Here is a 12,918-nt window from a genome sequence, read left to right on the forward strand (position 1 = left end):
GCGCTGCCGCGCAAAATCCCTAGCGCTTCAAGCTCCCCAATATCCCGCGCACCAGCGCCCGGCCGACCTGGGTCGCTACCGTGCGCGCCACGCTCTTCATCGCCGCTTCCACCACCGTTTCGCGCTGGTAGCCGGACGACCTGCCGCGGGATTGGCCGCGGCTCTGGTTGTCGTCGCTGCCGAAGCCCGGCAGGCTCCAGCCGGAGGGGGTGCCGGGCTGTTCGGCCGCTTCCTCCTGCGCCCGCTTGGCGGCCTCGGCTTCCGCCGCCTTCCTGGCGCGCGCGGCCAGCATTTCGAAGGCGGATTCGCGGTCGACATCTTCGTCATAGACGCCAAGGACCGGGCTCTTGTCCATCACCTGCTGGCGCTCGCTGTCGGTCAGCGGTCCGACGCGGCCGGATGGCGGGCGGATCAGCGTGCGCTCGACGATCGACGGCGCGCCCTTGGCTTCCAGCGTCGAGACCAGCGCCTCGCCGGTGCCGAGATTGGTGATGACGGCGGCGCAATCGAAGGCCGGGTTGGGACGGAAGGTGTCGGCCGCCGTCTTCACCGCCTTCTGCTCGCGCGGCGAATAGGCGCGGAGGGCGTGCTGGACGCGGTTGCCGAGTTGGGCGAGCACCGTTTCCGGCACGTCGAGCGGGTTCTGCGTGACGAAATAGACGCCGACACCCTTGGAGCGGATCAGTCGCACCACCTGCTCGACGCGTTCGACCAGGACCTTCGGTGCATCGTTGAAGAGCAGATGCGCTTCGTCGAAGAAGAAGACCAGCTTCGGCTTGGCGGGGTCGCCGACCTCCGGCAGTTCCTCGAACAGCTCCGAGAGCAGCCAGAGCAGGAAGGTGGCATAAAGGCGCGGGTTCATCATCAGCTTGTCGGCGGCAAGCACCGAGATCTGGCCGTAGCCGTTATTGCTGGTGCGCATGATGTCGGAGATTTTCAGCGCCGGTTCGCCGAAGAAATGTTCCGCACCCTGCTGTTCGAGAACGAGCAGCGCCCGCTGGATCGAGCCGACCGAGGCCTTGGAGATCAGCCCGTACTGGGTGGAAAGCGCAGTGGCATTCTCGCCCATATAGTTGAGCAGCGAGGTGAAATCCTTGAGGTCGAGCAGCGGCAGCCCGGCCTGGTCGGCGATCTTGAAGGCGATGTTGATGACGCCTTCCTGCGGTTCGGAGGCATCCATCAGCCGCGCCAGCAGCAGCGGCCCCATTTCGGCGACGGTGGTGCGCACACGATGGCCCTTCTCGCCGAACAGATCCCAGAAAATCACCGGGAACTGGTCGAATTCATAATCGGTAAAGCCGATCTGCTCGGCGCGGGTGGTGAGAAAATCCTTAGGCTCGCCCTTGGCGGCGATGCCGGAAAGATCGCCCTTAATGTCGGCGGCAAAAACCGGGACGCCGGCCCGCGAAAAGCCTTCGGCCAGCACCTGCAGCGTCACCGTCTTGCCGGTGCCGGTGGCGCCGGTGACGAGGCCGTGGCGGTTGCCGAATCTCAGGTCGAGATATTCCGGCTTGTTGATGCTGTCGTCGGGATTGCGGCTTGCGCCGATAAAAATCTTGCCGTCCTCGATCATCCGCGACTCTCCCTTCGGCGCTGCCGCCATTTATTGAGAAGGCTTGGGCTTGCGCAGCCTTCATCGAACCATCGTTTCCCTGTTATAAGCAGGCGGATGGATGCGGACAACTGTTTGCATGGAAAGCAAAACCGCGGTTTGAAAGCGCGTCTTGAGTTGCGCTCGAATCTCGATTAACGTTGACGTTAACGTCAAAATAACAGGAGGCTGACATGAATGAAGTTGTAACCCAGATCGCCGATCGCGTGGGTATTGCGCCGGACTTGGCCGAAAAGGCGCTCGGCATGATGCTCGGCTTCCTGCAGCGCGAGGCGGCCGACGGCCCGGTCGCGCGGATGATCGAAGCGATCCCCGGCGGCGCCGATCTCGTCGCCCAGTTCAACGGCGCCGGTGCGGGCGGCGGCGGTCTGCTCGGCGGACTGATGAACTCGCTCGGCGGCGGCGGCATCATGGGCCTCGGCCAGCAGCTGATGGGCGAGGGCCTCGGCATGGGCGAGATCACCTCGCTTGCCAAGGAAACCATCGCTATCGCCAAGCAATATGCCGGCGAAGAGGTCGTCGACGAAGTCGTCGCTTCCGTCCCCGGCCTCAGCCAGTTCGTCTGAGCGATGCGGCCGGAAGCCTCCGCGGTCTCGCTGCTTGTGGCTTCCGGTCGCCCTTGTCATGCAGCCTCCTGCGGCTAGTTAAGGATTTCCGTCGAAAAGAAGGAGAGCCGAATGACCGTCTGGCGGCCACCGCAGCAGATCAGGGTGAAGGTGATCGGCCTTGCCTGGAGGCAGGATCGGTTGCTCGCCGCGGAAGTGGAGGATGACGGCGGCTGCATCAAGGGCATTCGGCCGCTCGGCGGCTCGATCGAATTCGGCGAGACGCGCGAACAGGCCCTGCAGCGCGAATTCCGGGAGGAACTCGAAACGCCAATCCGCATCGTCGGCCCCTGGCATCTGCTCGAAAACATCTTCGAGCATCACGGCGCGACCGGTCACGAATATATTTTCGCCGCCGATATCGAACTTGCCGATGCATCGCTCTATGCGCGCGATGAAATCCGCTATTGCGAACTCGACGAGACGGCGGCGACGGCGCGCTGGTTCGGCCGCGAGATGGTCCGCGATGCCGGCATCGCTCTCTATCCGACAGGGCTGGAAAAGCTGCTGTCACGCTGGTGCGATTGAGCCCGAGACGGAGTTTTTCCGCGGCCGATATTCCGCTCGCCAAACTTTTGTCGCCCGTGCCTGTTCAAGCGGAACAAGAAAGATCGAATTTCTGTTATCATCGCATCGTTGAAACCAGAGGGAACAGCATCATGCGCAGGTTTATTGCAGCAACGTCGATCGCTCTCCTCAGCCTCTCCGCCCCGGTCCTTGCCCAGTCGAATATGGGCATGGATGCCAGCGGCCGGTTCGACGGCACGCCGCCGCTCGGCACGGCGCCGGGCGCCGAGACGCAAAGCGGGCTGGTCATCCCGCTCGATTCGATCGAGACCGGCAGCGTCAAGAACGGCGCCCCGAGCGGCCGCGTCGATTGGGCCCGCTGCCCGCCGCGCAAGGCCCGCGGCGCGCTCGCGACCGAAGGCGGCAACAGCGGCGCCTCCGTCAGCGCGGCCTGCCGCGATCGGTAATAAAGAAGCGTTCTATTTGCCGTCTTTGCCGTTGCGATGCAGAAGGACACCAAGTTCATGCCATTGCCGCCCGTCGCGCTCAATGAGGCGATCGGCGCAGTCAGGTCCCATGCTCCCCGGCCTGTAAGCTTCGGGGGTGTTCGGGTCCTTTGCCCAGATATCGAGGAAGGGCTGTACCGCCGCCCAGCCGGCCTCGATGCCGTCGGCGCGCTGGAACAATGTCTGGTCGCCGATGAAGAGGTCGTAGAGCAGGGATTCATAGCCGGTGGTCTTGCCGATATCGAACTTGTCGGCATAGCGGAAGTCGAGGGAAACAGGCGTGGTATCGACCGAAAACCCCGGAGTCTTGATCGAGATTTCCATGCTCATTCCCTCGTCCGGCTGCACCTGGATCACCAGCCGGTTCGGCGGCAGACGGCGATTGACCTCGGTCTCGCGGAATTGCGCGAAGGGCACCGGCTGGAAAGTGATGACGATCTCTGTGTCGCGCGCGGTCAGCGCCTTGCCGGTTCTCAAATAGAAGGGCACGCCGGCCCAGCGCCAGGTATCGGCATAGAGCTTCAGCGCCACATAGGTCTCGGTCCGGCTGTCGGGGGAGACATCCTTGGTATCACGATAGGCGGGAAGCTCGACGCCGTTGAGCGGCCCGGCCGTATAGGCGCCGCGCACGCCATGGGTCTTTGCCTCCTCGGGCGTATAGATGCGCAGCGCCTTCAGCACCTTGCTCTTCTCGTTGCGGATCGCTTCGGCGTCGAAGCTGTTCGGCGGCTCCATGGCGATCATCGCCAGCAACTGGAAGAGATGGTTCGGCACCATGTCGCGCAGCGCGCCCGTGGCATCGTAGAATTTGCCGCGACTGCCGACATCGACGACCTCGGTGGCGGTGATCTGCACATGGTCGATGTAGCGGCTGTTCCACAGCGACTCGATCATCATATTGGCAAAACGCGCCGTCATCAGGTTCTGCACCGTCTCCTTGCCGAGGAAATGGTCGAGACGGTAGACCTGACTTTCGTCGATCTGCGCAAGGATACGGGCATTGAGCGCCTGCGCCGAAGCGAGATCGGTGCCGAACGGCTTCTCAATGGCGACGCGGCGGAAGACGCCATCGCTTTCATCGGTCAGCCGGTGGGCGGCCAGTTTTTCGACGATCGTGCCGAAAAAGGACGGCGGCACGGCGAGATAGAAGGCGGCATTGGCATGCGGACCCAGCCGTTTGCCGATCTCGAGGAAAATATCGTCCTTGGTGAAATCACCCGATGTGTAGCTTATGCGCCGGCGCAGGCTCTCCCAGGCTGCGTCCTTGACCGTCTGTTCGCCACCGCTCAGATGGTCGAGGAATGCGTCGAGCCGGCCGCGCAGGAATTCGTCGTCGCCCGGCTCGATGCCGATGCCGAGAATATGGAGATCCTCGCCGACCAGGCGCTCGCGCGTCAGGTTGATGATTGCCGGCATCAGCAGCCGGCGGGTCAGATCGCCGGTGGCGCCGAAGATGACGAGGGTGACCGGCGGGGTGGGGGCTGCGTCCATCGATGTCATCTCCCTAAGATTGCCCGCCGACTATAATGCGCGGCGGTTTTGCCGCAACCTATGAGGAGAAGGATAACGGGCATTTGACAGCATCCGGGGGCAGCTATCGGCGCAAAGCGAGGTATCCCGGCAGCAGCCGGCTATCCCTTTACCGCCACTATGAAGATCCTCGGAAACCGCAGCAGCACCCGCCCGTCTGACATCTTCGGATAGGCCCTTTCGACCCGCTCCAGATAATCCGCCAGAAACGCCTCGCGGTGCTTTTCGCCGGCATGGGCGAGATAGGGCATCAGGCCGGTGCCCTTCACCCATTCGACGATATCAGCCGCATCCGCCATCGGGTGGTTGTAGATGGTATGCCAGATATCGACGCGTAAAGCCTTGCCGATCAGCCTGGAGTAATAGCTCGAGGGCGGGGCCAATCGCTGGCGGCGCACGCTCTTCTCCTCGAAGGCGGCCTTCCACGGACCGGCATGGGCGGTCTCCTCCATCGCCAGATGTGAGGGTTCGCCGAGATTGTCGGGCATCTGCACGGCGAGTACGCCGCCTGAGGAAAGCCCGTCCATCAGCCGGTCGAAAATGTCGAGGTGATCGGGCAGCCATTGGAAGACAGCATTGGCAAAGAGCAGGTCGGCGGCCTCCGTCGGCTGCCAGCTGCCGAGATCGGCCTCGACGAAGGCGGTGCCGGGAAGCCGCTTGCGGGCCGCCTCCAGCATGTTGACGTCGCTGTCGAGGCCGGAGACGCCGTCGGCGCCATAACGCTCGATGACGAGTTCGGTCGAATTGCCCGGCCCGCAGCCGAGGTCGATGGCGCGGCGAAGGCTCTGCAGCGGCACCTGCGCCAGAAGATCACGCGCCGGTCGTGTGCGTTCGTCCTCGAATTTCACATATTGCTGGGCGGACCATGCCATGGCGGTACCTCCTGATGCCGGGCCACATTTCCCCTGGCGGATGCCGATCTTGTCGATGTTGCTCCGTCGGTCTCGACGATATCAAAGGCTCCGGCCTTCACTCCGCAGAGACAAGTATCTTGTCGACGCGCCTGCCGTCGAGATCGATGACTTCGAAGCGCCATCCGTCTCTGGTGAAGCTCTCACCTAGTTCCGGCAGATGTTTCAGCTCTTCCAGAACCAGACCGGCGACAGTCTGATATTCGAGATCGTCGTCGAGCTTGAGATTCAGGAATTCGGCGAATTCGTCGATCGGCGTCCAGCCCGACACCAGGTAGGAGCCGTCGTCGCGGCGGGCGATGGCCTGCTCGTCGACCGGTCCCTCCTGGAGAGCGCCCATGATCGCTTCCAGAATGTCTCCTGACGAAACAATGCCCTCGAAATGGCCGTACTCGTCAAAGACCAGCACCATGTGGACCGGCGATTTCCGGATGGCTTCAATGACGTTTATGGCGGTCGAAAGGTCTGAAACGACAGGAACATCCTGCGTCAAAGCCTTGATATCGGCGCTGCCATGTTCCGACATCGAATCGTAAAAATCCTTGACCGGCAGGATGCCGATCACCTCGTCGGAACTGCCTTTGCGAACGGGCAGCCGCGACCGTTTGGTCCGGTGAAGCTGCGCCCGGATTTCTTCAAGGCTGTCGTCGATATCGATAATTTCGACGTCGCGCCGCGGCGTCATCAGCGCCCGGGCAGTGCGGTCGGCCAGCCGCATGACGCCTGATATCATCGCCGACTCTTCGCTTTCGATCACGCCGGCCGACTGCGCCTCGGCGAGAACGGTTTTGATCTCTTCATCGGAGACATTGTCGCCGCCTTTTCCTGATTGACCAAGCAGCTTGAGCACGAGGTTCCCGGAGGCGTTCAGAAGCCAGACGAGCGGCAGCGCAATTTTGGAAAGCAGCGCCATGGCCGGCGCGACCCTCGCAGCGACGGCTTCGGGTTCTCGCAACGCGATCTGCTTTGGGACAAGTTCGCCGACGATCAAGGAAAGATAGGTGATGGCGACGACGACCGAACCGACGCCGACAGCGTCGGCGGCCGTCGACGACATTCCCTGTGCTTCCAGCCATCCCGACAGGCGGCCGCCGAGCGTGGCTCCGGAGAAGGCGCCGGAGAGGACACCGACCAGCGTGATGCCGATCTGAACCGTGGAGAGGAAGCGGCCGGGATTTTCGGCAAGTTTGATGGCCTGGGCTGCACCCTTGCTGCCATTGTCGGAGAGGACCTTCAGGCGGGCTGTTCGAGACGACACGACAGCCAGCTCAGACATGGCGAGCACACCATTGAGGATGGTGAGAAGCGCCACAATTCCAATTTCCAGAAACACAGGGACCCTATTCGTTGAGATTTTAATGCCGCGATGGTGAGGCGAGGCGGCGACCCGTTCGCATAGACGCTATATCAGCATCGCCCATCGTCTTTCCATCGTCGTATATCCCAGGCGAGGCGGGCGTCATCGCGCCTGCTACAATGGTCGCCAGCTTCCTCGGCCGGAAGATCCAGGCTGGAACGGGCGGAGCTTATACTGGATGGCTCGCTATCAGGCATGTTGCCGTTTTGGCGTTGAAACGCTTCCCGCGCAAGAGGCTCGGGGCAAAAATCATTATAGGATGCTGATGTGACAGTTTTGAAAATGGCGGAGCATCCGTTTGCGCCAAAGCTGGCGATCGCGTTGCCACCGAGTTCACAAATCCTTATCGGAGGGGAGATAGGCGCCCCGTCGCCAATTCTGCCCGGCAAGCCTCACCAAAATCGAGGAGAAAGTTCATCGCGCCGGAACGGGCAAGATCCCGGATTTCGGAGAGCGAAAGATTGGGCGTCAAATAGGTTTCGACGATCCTTGCCATCGCCAGTTCGGCTGCATTCACGACCGGGCGGGATGAAATCAGACGCATCTGGGCGACCAACGCATAAAGCAGTACGAGATCGGAAACATCGTCCTTCTGGTGGCTTAGTGCGTCACCGAAAAGCCGGGTGGCTTCGGCGATGAAATCGGAAAACAGCTTTTCGCGCTTGGCAATCTCGACCTCCCGATATTTTTCCCGCAGCTGTGACCGATGCGTCATCCATGTGCTGGCAAACGAGGTCAGGCTGCCAATCGCGATGCCGGCAAGACCCATTAGAGCAGAGATATATGCGTCCATGAGATTCTCCTCTCGGAACGGGCCGGCGCGCTTGGCACATGAATGACAGCGCACAGATCGCAATCAGCCCCGGCCTCTATTCGGCAGGCGGAGGCCCCACCCACACGCCGTCTGGCACTTCCGGGATACAATTTGCCAAGCCGTTGAGCATGCCTTGAAACACGCCCTCGCTCAGATCCTCAATCTTGCCGCTGGGACCGACGAGGCTGTCTACCAGCAGCAAAGTCAGGCCATGCATTTGCGACCAGAATATTAGAATGGCCCCATCGATCGTGCGCGCGTTTGCCGCATTGTTGGGAATGAGGCGTCCGAGAGCACCGTCGCATATCGCCTCTACGACAACGGCTTTCATGCGGTAGGCCGCCGTTCTTTCGATCGCAGGGCGCCCATTGTCCTGGCCACCAAGGTAGCCGCCGAACATCAATCTGTAGAGCGCTGGATTGTCGACGCCGCCGCAAACGTAAGCGCGTGCGATAGCCGCCAGTCGCTCGCGCGGACTGTCGAGTTCCTTCGTCGCATCTGCCATCCGCTTTGCAAGGAGCTCAAATCCGACCGCCGAGACGGCGGCCAGCAATTCGCGCTTATCGGCGAAGTGTTTGTACGGGGCATTGTGACTGACGCCCGCGCGTCGGGCGAGCTCGCGCAGCGAAAATTCCGTGCTTTGAGACTCGCTGAGGACGTCGAGCGCGGCCTCGACGATCGCCCTGTGCAGGTCGCCGTGGTGGTAGGGGCGCTGGTCTGTGATGGAAATGTCTTTGGTCATAACAATCCACTAGGTTGTTAAGTTGCTCATGTCAACATTCTTGATCGTAGAATGTTGACATTGTCTACTCTTCTCTCTAAGTGGGCGACGTCAACATAGGCGCGCCGCGTTGCGAGCAGACGATCGGCGCCCACGCTACAAAAAATAGGTACATCGATGGCCGATCAATATCCCGTCACAAACAAGAGGCACCGCGGACGCCACCCTTTGTAGCGCTGTCTGACGGAAACGCTCCCGCATCCCGAACCAACTCTACCGCGCGACGAGCCGCAGTGGGCTCGCGCTATCTCGTTTAGTGTCAAAGGAAATGAACATGGAAGTCTGTAATGGTTTGCGCCGACCCTTGACGAAGGTCCGCCGACCTGAGGTGGCTACGAACCGCTTTGTCGATGGCGCGGGCGCCCGTGGAGTGATTGCGATGCTGCGGAGTGTCGTTCAGACGGCCGCATTCGGCGTTCTTGTGGGATTCTCCACACTGCCGACAGCCCGAGCGGATGAACCGGCACCTTCGTTCAAGCCGGAGATCAGTGACGAGGCGGCGACGGCCGTCTCGCAGATGGGAAAGACTCTGCATGCCAGGGACCTGTCGATCACGGCAAGGACGGTCAGCGTCTATCTGGATGAATTCGGACAGCCGCTTCACATCTTCCATACGATGAAAATCGCCGCCCGCCGGCCCGATCGGATCGCCGTCGAGTTTATCGGCGATGACGGCAGACACGATCTATTCTACGACGGCAAGGCGGCCTCGGTCTTGTTTCCCGATAGAAAGGAATACATGACGATCCCGGCGTCGGGCGACATATCCTCCGCGCTCGACGAGATCGCCGACAAGCTGGACTTCGATTTTCCGCTCGGCGTCCTTTTTGCAGGCTCACCGGACGATGTTCTGCTGGGCGATGCCATGGCGGCCCGGCAGGTGGGCACGGCTACCGTCGACGGGATCGAGTGCCGTCATCTGCTCTTCTCACAGAAGTCCGGCATCGATGTGGAGTTGTGGGTCGAGAAGAATGACGCGGCGAAGCCCCATCGTCTGGTCGTCACCTACCCGTTGTTGCAAGGCCAACCAAGCTTCGTTGCAGAGTTCACCAGTTGGACGACGCAGCCCCCTCTGTCCGACTCCGAATTCACCTTTGAACCTCCGGCCGATGCGAAAAAGATTGATCCGACACCAGCCGTCGCGTCGGGATCGGAAGGGAGCCGGTGATGAACTATCTGAAGCGCAGCTGCCTTGCTTTTCTCGCTTTTACGGCCATCACATCCGACGTCGCCTTCGGTCAGTTTGCGCCGCCGCCCGGCGGTCCGCCGCCCCTGCCGTCTGGAGGGCCACCCCATTTCCCATCGGGAGGACCGAGCGGTCCCGCGCGTCCGCCGATGGCGAGCCACGCTCGGCCGCCGGTGAGCGCGCAGAACCGTCCGCCAGCGACCCCCCGTACTCGTATGCCAATTGTCGGTGGCGCAAAGGGGCGGTTGGCGGAAGGGCCAGGCCGCGGAGCGAGCAACCTGTCTGGAAACATCCGCAACACGGTGAACTCGGGCGGTAACATCGCCGGCAACCGCACCTTCACGAACGCCGGGGGCAATATCGTCGCGAAGGACTCGGGCAACCTCACCGTGAACAACTCAGGCGATCTCAAGGTCTCGGGCAACGGCAACGGATACTTTGGCCGTGGATATTATGGTCGCGGAGATCACCGCCGCGCTGAGTATGGCGGTGGAGACTATGGGCGTGGATATGGAGGTGGAGACTATGGGCGTGGATACTATCGCCGCGAAGCCTACGCTCTGGGCGGGTATGCGGCAGGCGTCGCCGTCGGTGCGGCAGCCGCGTCGGGCACCGGTGGAAGGACGTATTCCTCTTATGCAGATCAGTCTGGATCCGCTGCGGGCTCCTCTGGCGCAGCATCCTCCGGTTCGTCCCACGGCAGTGCTCAGAGCTCTGCCAACGCGGCGTCGTCAAGTTCGTCGCACGGGGGCTCTTCAAGTTCGTCACACGCCAGTCCTTCAGGCTCTGCTGGCGAGGTATATGCGAGCTCTTCCGATCAGAGTCGCTCCGGCCAGGCCGTTGCAGACAGGCGGAACCAGAGCGGCGGCAACAGCAGCTCCCAGTCTGTGAATCCTCTGATCGCCGGCCTGTTTGAGAGCCTTCCACCGGAAGGCACGGCATGGACGTCGGAAGAGGCGGTCGGCTGGCTTCAGGCTGCGGCCGCCAATTTACGGATCGTCTACAGGATCCAGGGTAACATCGTGGTCTCGGGCGAAACCCCGCCGTCGGACTACAATCGCGTACCTGGTAGGGACTACTAGATTCAACTCAGCATGAGGAAGAGGTTCAGGCCGGACGTCGCACGACGCATCCGGCCTTTGCCGCGCGCACTAAACCACACGGCTCTGTCCGCTCTGACGTATCTGCCCAAGTCACGCGGCTCGTCCCGAATGTTGCAGAGCCCCGTTCATAACGAGGTCGATGTGCGCCTCCATAAGCGCCCTGCCGTCGATCCGCTTTCGATCCGCAAACATCAGCCGCCAGACGGTAACCTGAAAAATCGAACTCGCGAGCACGCCCGGCATGTCGGCCGCCGCCTCCTGTATAAATTCTCCGGATGTCACGCCTTGCTCGACCAAGGCAGTAAGGGCTGCAAGCGTCGGTGCGATGAATTGCCCATGAAGGCAATCGACCAGTTCGGGAAAACGAGTTCCTTCGGCGATGGACAAGCGCAGGAGTTCTCGCGTCTTTCGGTTGTTGGCCGTGTTCTCATAAGCGATAAGCAGCAGGTCGCGGATCCGGTCGGCGCAGGATCCCCGAAGGTTGGCGATGGCGGTCGACAGATCAGCGGATGACGTCGAGTCGTGGCGAAACATTTCCCGGAAAAGAACTTCCTTGGTCGCGAAATAGAAGTAGATCGTTCCCTTTGTTATCCCCAGTCGGGCTGCGACGTCTTCGACCCGCGTCGCCGCATAACCTTTTGCCGCAAACTCCTCGAATGCGGCCTCCAATATTTCCTGGGGCCGCCGCGCCTTCCGTTCCGCCCTCGATGTACTCTTTTCAACTCGTTCCATCGGTCTGGAATTGTTCGGATTCCCGGCTAACTGCATCTGCTTCACCTATCTGCATGTTGCGCTTGTCAACATTTTCTCGTGATTATGTTGACAGCGCCCACTTTAGTCTTTAAGTGGGCGCTGTCAACATCAGGCATGAGCCTGGCAGCAGATTGAAGCTGGCCGATCAACAACGCGGCTTTCTTCGCAAACCGTACCGGAGCAAAAAATGCAGTCCTTTCGATTGCTGGGAATTGGTCTCGCCTGCGCAGTTCTGGCTGCCTGCGACGAAAAAGCAGAAGTGGCTCCGCCGCCGCAGCAGGTTCGCGCCGTCTCGGCCGCGGACGCGCAGTATCAACCCGGTGCGGAGATCACCGGCGAGGTGAAGGCAAGGGTCCAGACCGAACTTTCCTTTCGCGTCAGCGGTAGGGTTCTCGAGAGAAAGGTCGATGTCGGGTCGCATGTCCACGCCGGCGATGTCCTGGCCCGGCTGAACGACACGGAGCAACAGGCCGACGTCAGTGTCGCCCGCGCAGCACTGGAGTCGGCGCAGGCGGTCCTCGCGCAAAAGACGCTCGCCTTCGACCGGGCGTCGTCGCTTCTGCAGTCACAGGCGGTTCCGCGGGCGATCTTTGACGATGCCCAGAAAGAGCTTCTGAGCGCGCAGGCTTCCCTCGAGGCCGCCGAGGCCGCGCTCGCGACCGCGAAGGACGCGCTGTCCTACACAGAGTTGAGAGCGGCCGCTGACGGCATCATCACGGCGCGCAGCATTGAAGCGGGGCAGGTCGTCTCAGCGGCGCAACCGGCCTTCACGATCGCCCACGACGGGCCAAGAGATGCGGTGTTTGATGTCTTTGAAGCATTCTTTCTGGACGGCCGTCCTTTGAACGACGTCCTCGTCGCACCGGTTTCGGACCCCACGCGAGACGTCCACACCAACATCCGCGAGGTTTCGCCGGTCATAGACGCAAAAACAGGCACCATCCGGATCAAGGTGGGGCTTCAGGAGAACACGTCATGGCCGCTTGGAACGCCCGTCGTGGCCAAGCTGCGCACCGCGCCGCGCGACGGAATCGTGCTGCCTTACACCGCGATCGCATCGGCCGACGGCGAACCCGCCGTCTGGCTCGTCAACACCCAAAACCATACCGTTTCGCTCCGCAAGATTTCCGTCGGCCGATACCGCCAGAGCGATTTCATCGTGACCAGCGGCGTCGCCCCTCAAGACCTGGTTGTCACCGAAGGCGGAAAATTTCTCAAGGAAGGCCAGGCAGTCGCCTGGGAAGGCAAGTGAG

The 12,918-nt window shown here is 61.6% G+C and carries 13 protein-coding genes; 6 read left to right on the forward strand and 7 right to left on the reverse strand.

Features of this window, described 5'->3' with window-relative positions:
- Positions 1-19 precede the first annotated feature (19 nt).
- Positions 20-1,573, reverse strand: a complete 1,554-nt coding sequence (locus J2J99_RS06190) for a helicase HerA-like C-terminal domain-containing protein (protein ID WP_168294344.1) — start codon at positions 1,571-1,573, stop codon at positions 20-22.
- 212 nt (positions 1,574-1,785) lie between these two features.
- On the opposite strand from J2J99_RS06190, the gene J2J99_RS06195 reads away from it, so the two are divergent.
- The 3 genes from J2J99_RS06195 to J2J99_RS06205 all read left to right on the forward strand — a co-directional run bounded on the left by J2J99_RS06195 (position 1,786) and on the right by J2J99_RS06205 (position 3,191).
- A complete protein-coding gene (locus J2J99_RS06195) occupies positions 1,786-2,178 on the forward strand; it encodes a hypothetical protein (protein ID WP_168294343.1) in 393 nt (130 codons plus the stop codon).
- A gap of 111 nt (positions 2,179-2,289) precedes the next feature.
- Positions 2,290-2,745: an NUDIX hydrolase gene (locus J2J99_RS06200; protein WP_168294342.1), complete on the forward strand. Its 456-nt coding sequence runs from the start codon at positions 2,290-2,292 to the stop codon at positions 2,743-2,745.
- Positions 2,746-2,876: 131 nt separating this feature from the next.
- Entirely contained in the window at positions 2,877-3,191 is a 315-nt protein-coding gene (locus J2J99_RS06205; protein WP_168294341.1) for a hypothetical protein, read from the forward strand.
- Between the two features lie 12 nt (positions 3,192-3,203).
- Here the strand turns inward: J2J99_RS06205 and zwf are convergent, their stop codons facing one another.
- The 5 genes from zwf to J2J99_RS06230 all read right to left on the reverse strand — a co-directional run bounded on the left by zwf (position 3,204) and on the right by J2J99_RS06230 (position 8,584).
- Positions 3,204-4,721: a glucose-6-phosphate dehydrogenase gene (gene zwf, locus J2J99_RS06210; protein WP_168294340.1), complete on the reverse strand. Its 1,518-nt coding sequence runs from the start codon at positions 4,719-4,721 to the stop codon at positions 3,204-3,206.
- A 140-nt stretch (positions 4,722-4,861) separates the two neighbouring features.
- Complete coding sequence (gene tam / locus J2J99_RS06215) at positions 4,862-5,632, reverse strand: trans-aconitate 2-methyltransferase (protein ID WP_168294339.1); 771 nt, start codon at positions 5,630-5,632, stop codon at positions 4,862-4,864.
- A gap of 97 nt (positions 5,633-5,729) precedes the next feature.
- Positions 5,730-7,004, reverse strand: coding sequence for a hemolysin family protein (locus J2J99_RS06220; RefSeq protein ID WP_168294338.1), 1,275 nt, complete (start codon positions 7,002-7,004; stop codon positions 5,730-5,732).
- 367 nt (positions 7,005-7,371) lie between these two features.
- The gene (locus J2J99_RS06225) at positions 7,372-7,821 is read right to left on the reverse strand and encodes a hypothetical protein (protein WP_168294337.1); all 450 of its coding nucleotides are present in this window, start codon (positions 7,819-7,821) and stop codon (positions 7,372-7,374) included.
- A gap of 76 nt (positions 7,822-7,897) precedes the next feature.
- On the reverse strand, positions 7,898-8,584 hold the full coding sequence (locus tag J2J99_RS06230; protein WP_168294336.1) for a TetR/AcrR family transcriptional regulator: 687 nt from the start codon (positions 8,582-8,584) through the stop codon (positions 7,898-7,900).
- A gap of 313 nt (positions 8,585-8,897) precedes the next feature.
- Between J2J99_RS06230 and J2J99_RS06235 the strand changes: the two genes are divergently transcribed.
- Together J2J99_RS06235 and J2J99_RS06240 are read left to right on the forward strand one after the other, a co-directional pair.
- Positions 8,898-9,791 (forward strand): DUF2092 domain-containing protein, encoded by an 894-nt coding sequence (locus J2J99_RS06235; protein WP_168294335.1) that lies wholly within the window; start codon positions 8,898-8,900, stop codon positions 9,789-9,791.
- A 905-nt stretch (positions 9,792-10,696) separates the two neighbouring features.
- A complete protein-coding gene (locus J2J99_RS06240) occupies positions 10,697-10,891 on the forward strand; it encodes a hypothetical protein (protein WP_168294334.1) in 195 nt (64 codons plus the stop codon).
- A 111-nt stretch (positions 10,892-11,002) separates the two neighbouring features.
- Here J2J99_RS06240 and J2J99_RS06245 read toward each other — a convergent pair whose 3' ends face one another.
- Positions 11,003-11,581 carry a TetR/AcrR family transcriptional regulator gene (locus J2J99_RS06245; RefSeq protein WP_246735311.1) on the reverse strand — a complete coding sequence of 193 codons (579 nt, stop codon included), beginning with the start codon at positions 11,579-11,581 and terminating at the stop codon, positions 11,003-11,005.
- A gap of 271 nt (positions 11,582-11,852) precedes the next feature.
- Here J2J99_RS06245 and J2J99_RS06250 point away from each other — a divergent pair, with 271 nt between their 5' ends.
- Positions 11,853-12,917, forward strand: coding sequence for an efflux RND transporter periplasmic adaptor subunit (locus J2J99_RS06250; protein WP_168294333.1), 1,065 nt, complete (start codon positions 11,853-11,855; stop codon positions 12,915-12,917).
- Position 12,918: the final 1 nt, after the last annotated feature.

Source organism: Rhizobium binae, assembly GCF_017357225.1.
Taxonomy (GTDB): Bacteria; Pseudomonadota; Alphaproteobacteria; order Rhizobiales; family Rhizobiaceae; genus Rhizobium; species Rhizobium binae.

Excerpts from the sequence above, each read along its gene's own strand:
- J2J99_RS06190 (WP_168294344.1), bottom strand. The coding sequence starts at position 1,573 with ATGATCGAGGACGGCAAGATTTTTATCGGCGCAAGCCGCAATCCCGAC.
- J2J99_RS06195 (WP_168294343.1), top strand. The coding sequence starts at position 1,786 with ATGAATGAAGTTGTAACCCAGATCGCCGATCGCGTGGGTATTGCGCCG.
- J2J99_RS06200 (WP_168294342.1), top strand. The coding sequence starts at position 2,290 with ATGACCGTCTGGCGGCCACCGCAGCAGATCAGGGTGAAGGTGATCGGC.
- J2J99_RS06205 (WP_168294341.1), top strand. The coding sequence starts at position 2,877 with ATGCGCAGGTTTATTGCAGCAACGTCGATCGCTCTCCTCAGCCTCTCC.
- zwf (WP_168294340.1), bottom strand. The coding sequence starts at position 4,721 with ATGGACGCAGCCCCCACCCCGCCGGTCACCCTCGTCATCTTCGGCGCC.
- tam (WP_168294339.1), bottom strand. The coding sequence starts at position 5,632 with ATGGCATGGTCCGCCCAGCAATATGTGAAATTCGAGGACGAACGCACA.
- J2J99_RS06225 (WP_168294337.1), bottom strand. The coding sequence starts at position 7,821 with ATGGACGCATATATCTCTGCTCTAATGGGTCTTGCCGGCATCGCGATT.
- J2J99_RS06230 (WP_168294336.1), bottom strand. The coding sequence starts at position 8,584 with ATGACCAAAGACATTTCCATCACAGACCAGCGCCCCTACCACCACGGC.
- J2J99_RS06235 (WP_168294335.1), top strand. The coding sequence starts at position 8,898 with ATGGAAGTCTGTAATGGTTTGCGCCGACCCTTGACGAAGGTCCGCCGA.
- J2J99_RS06250 (WP_168294333.1), top strand. The coding sequence starts at position 11,853 with ATGCAGTCCTTTCGATTGCTGGGAATTGGTCTCGCCTGCGCAGTTCTG.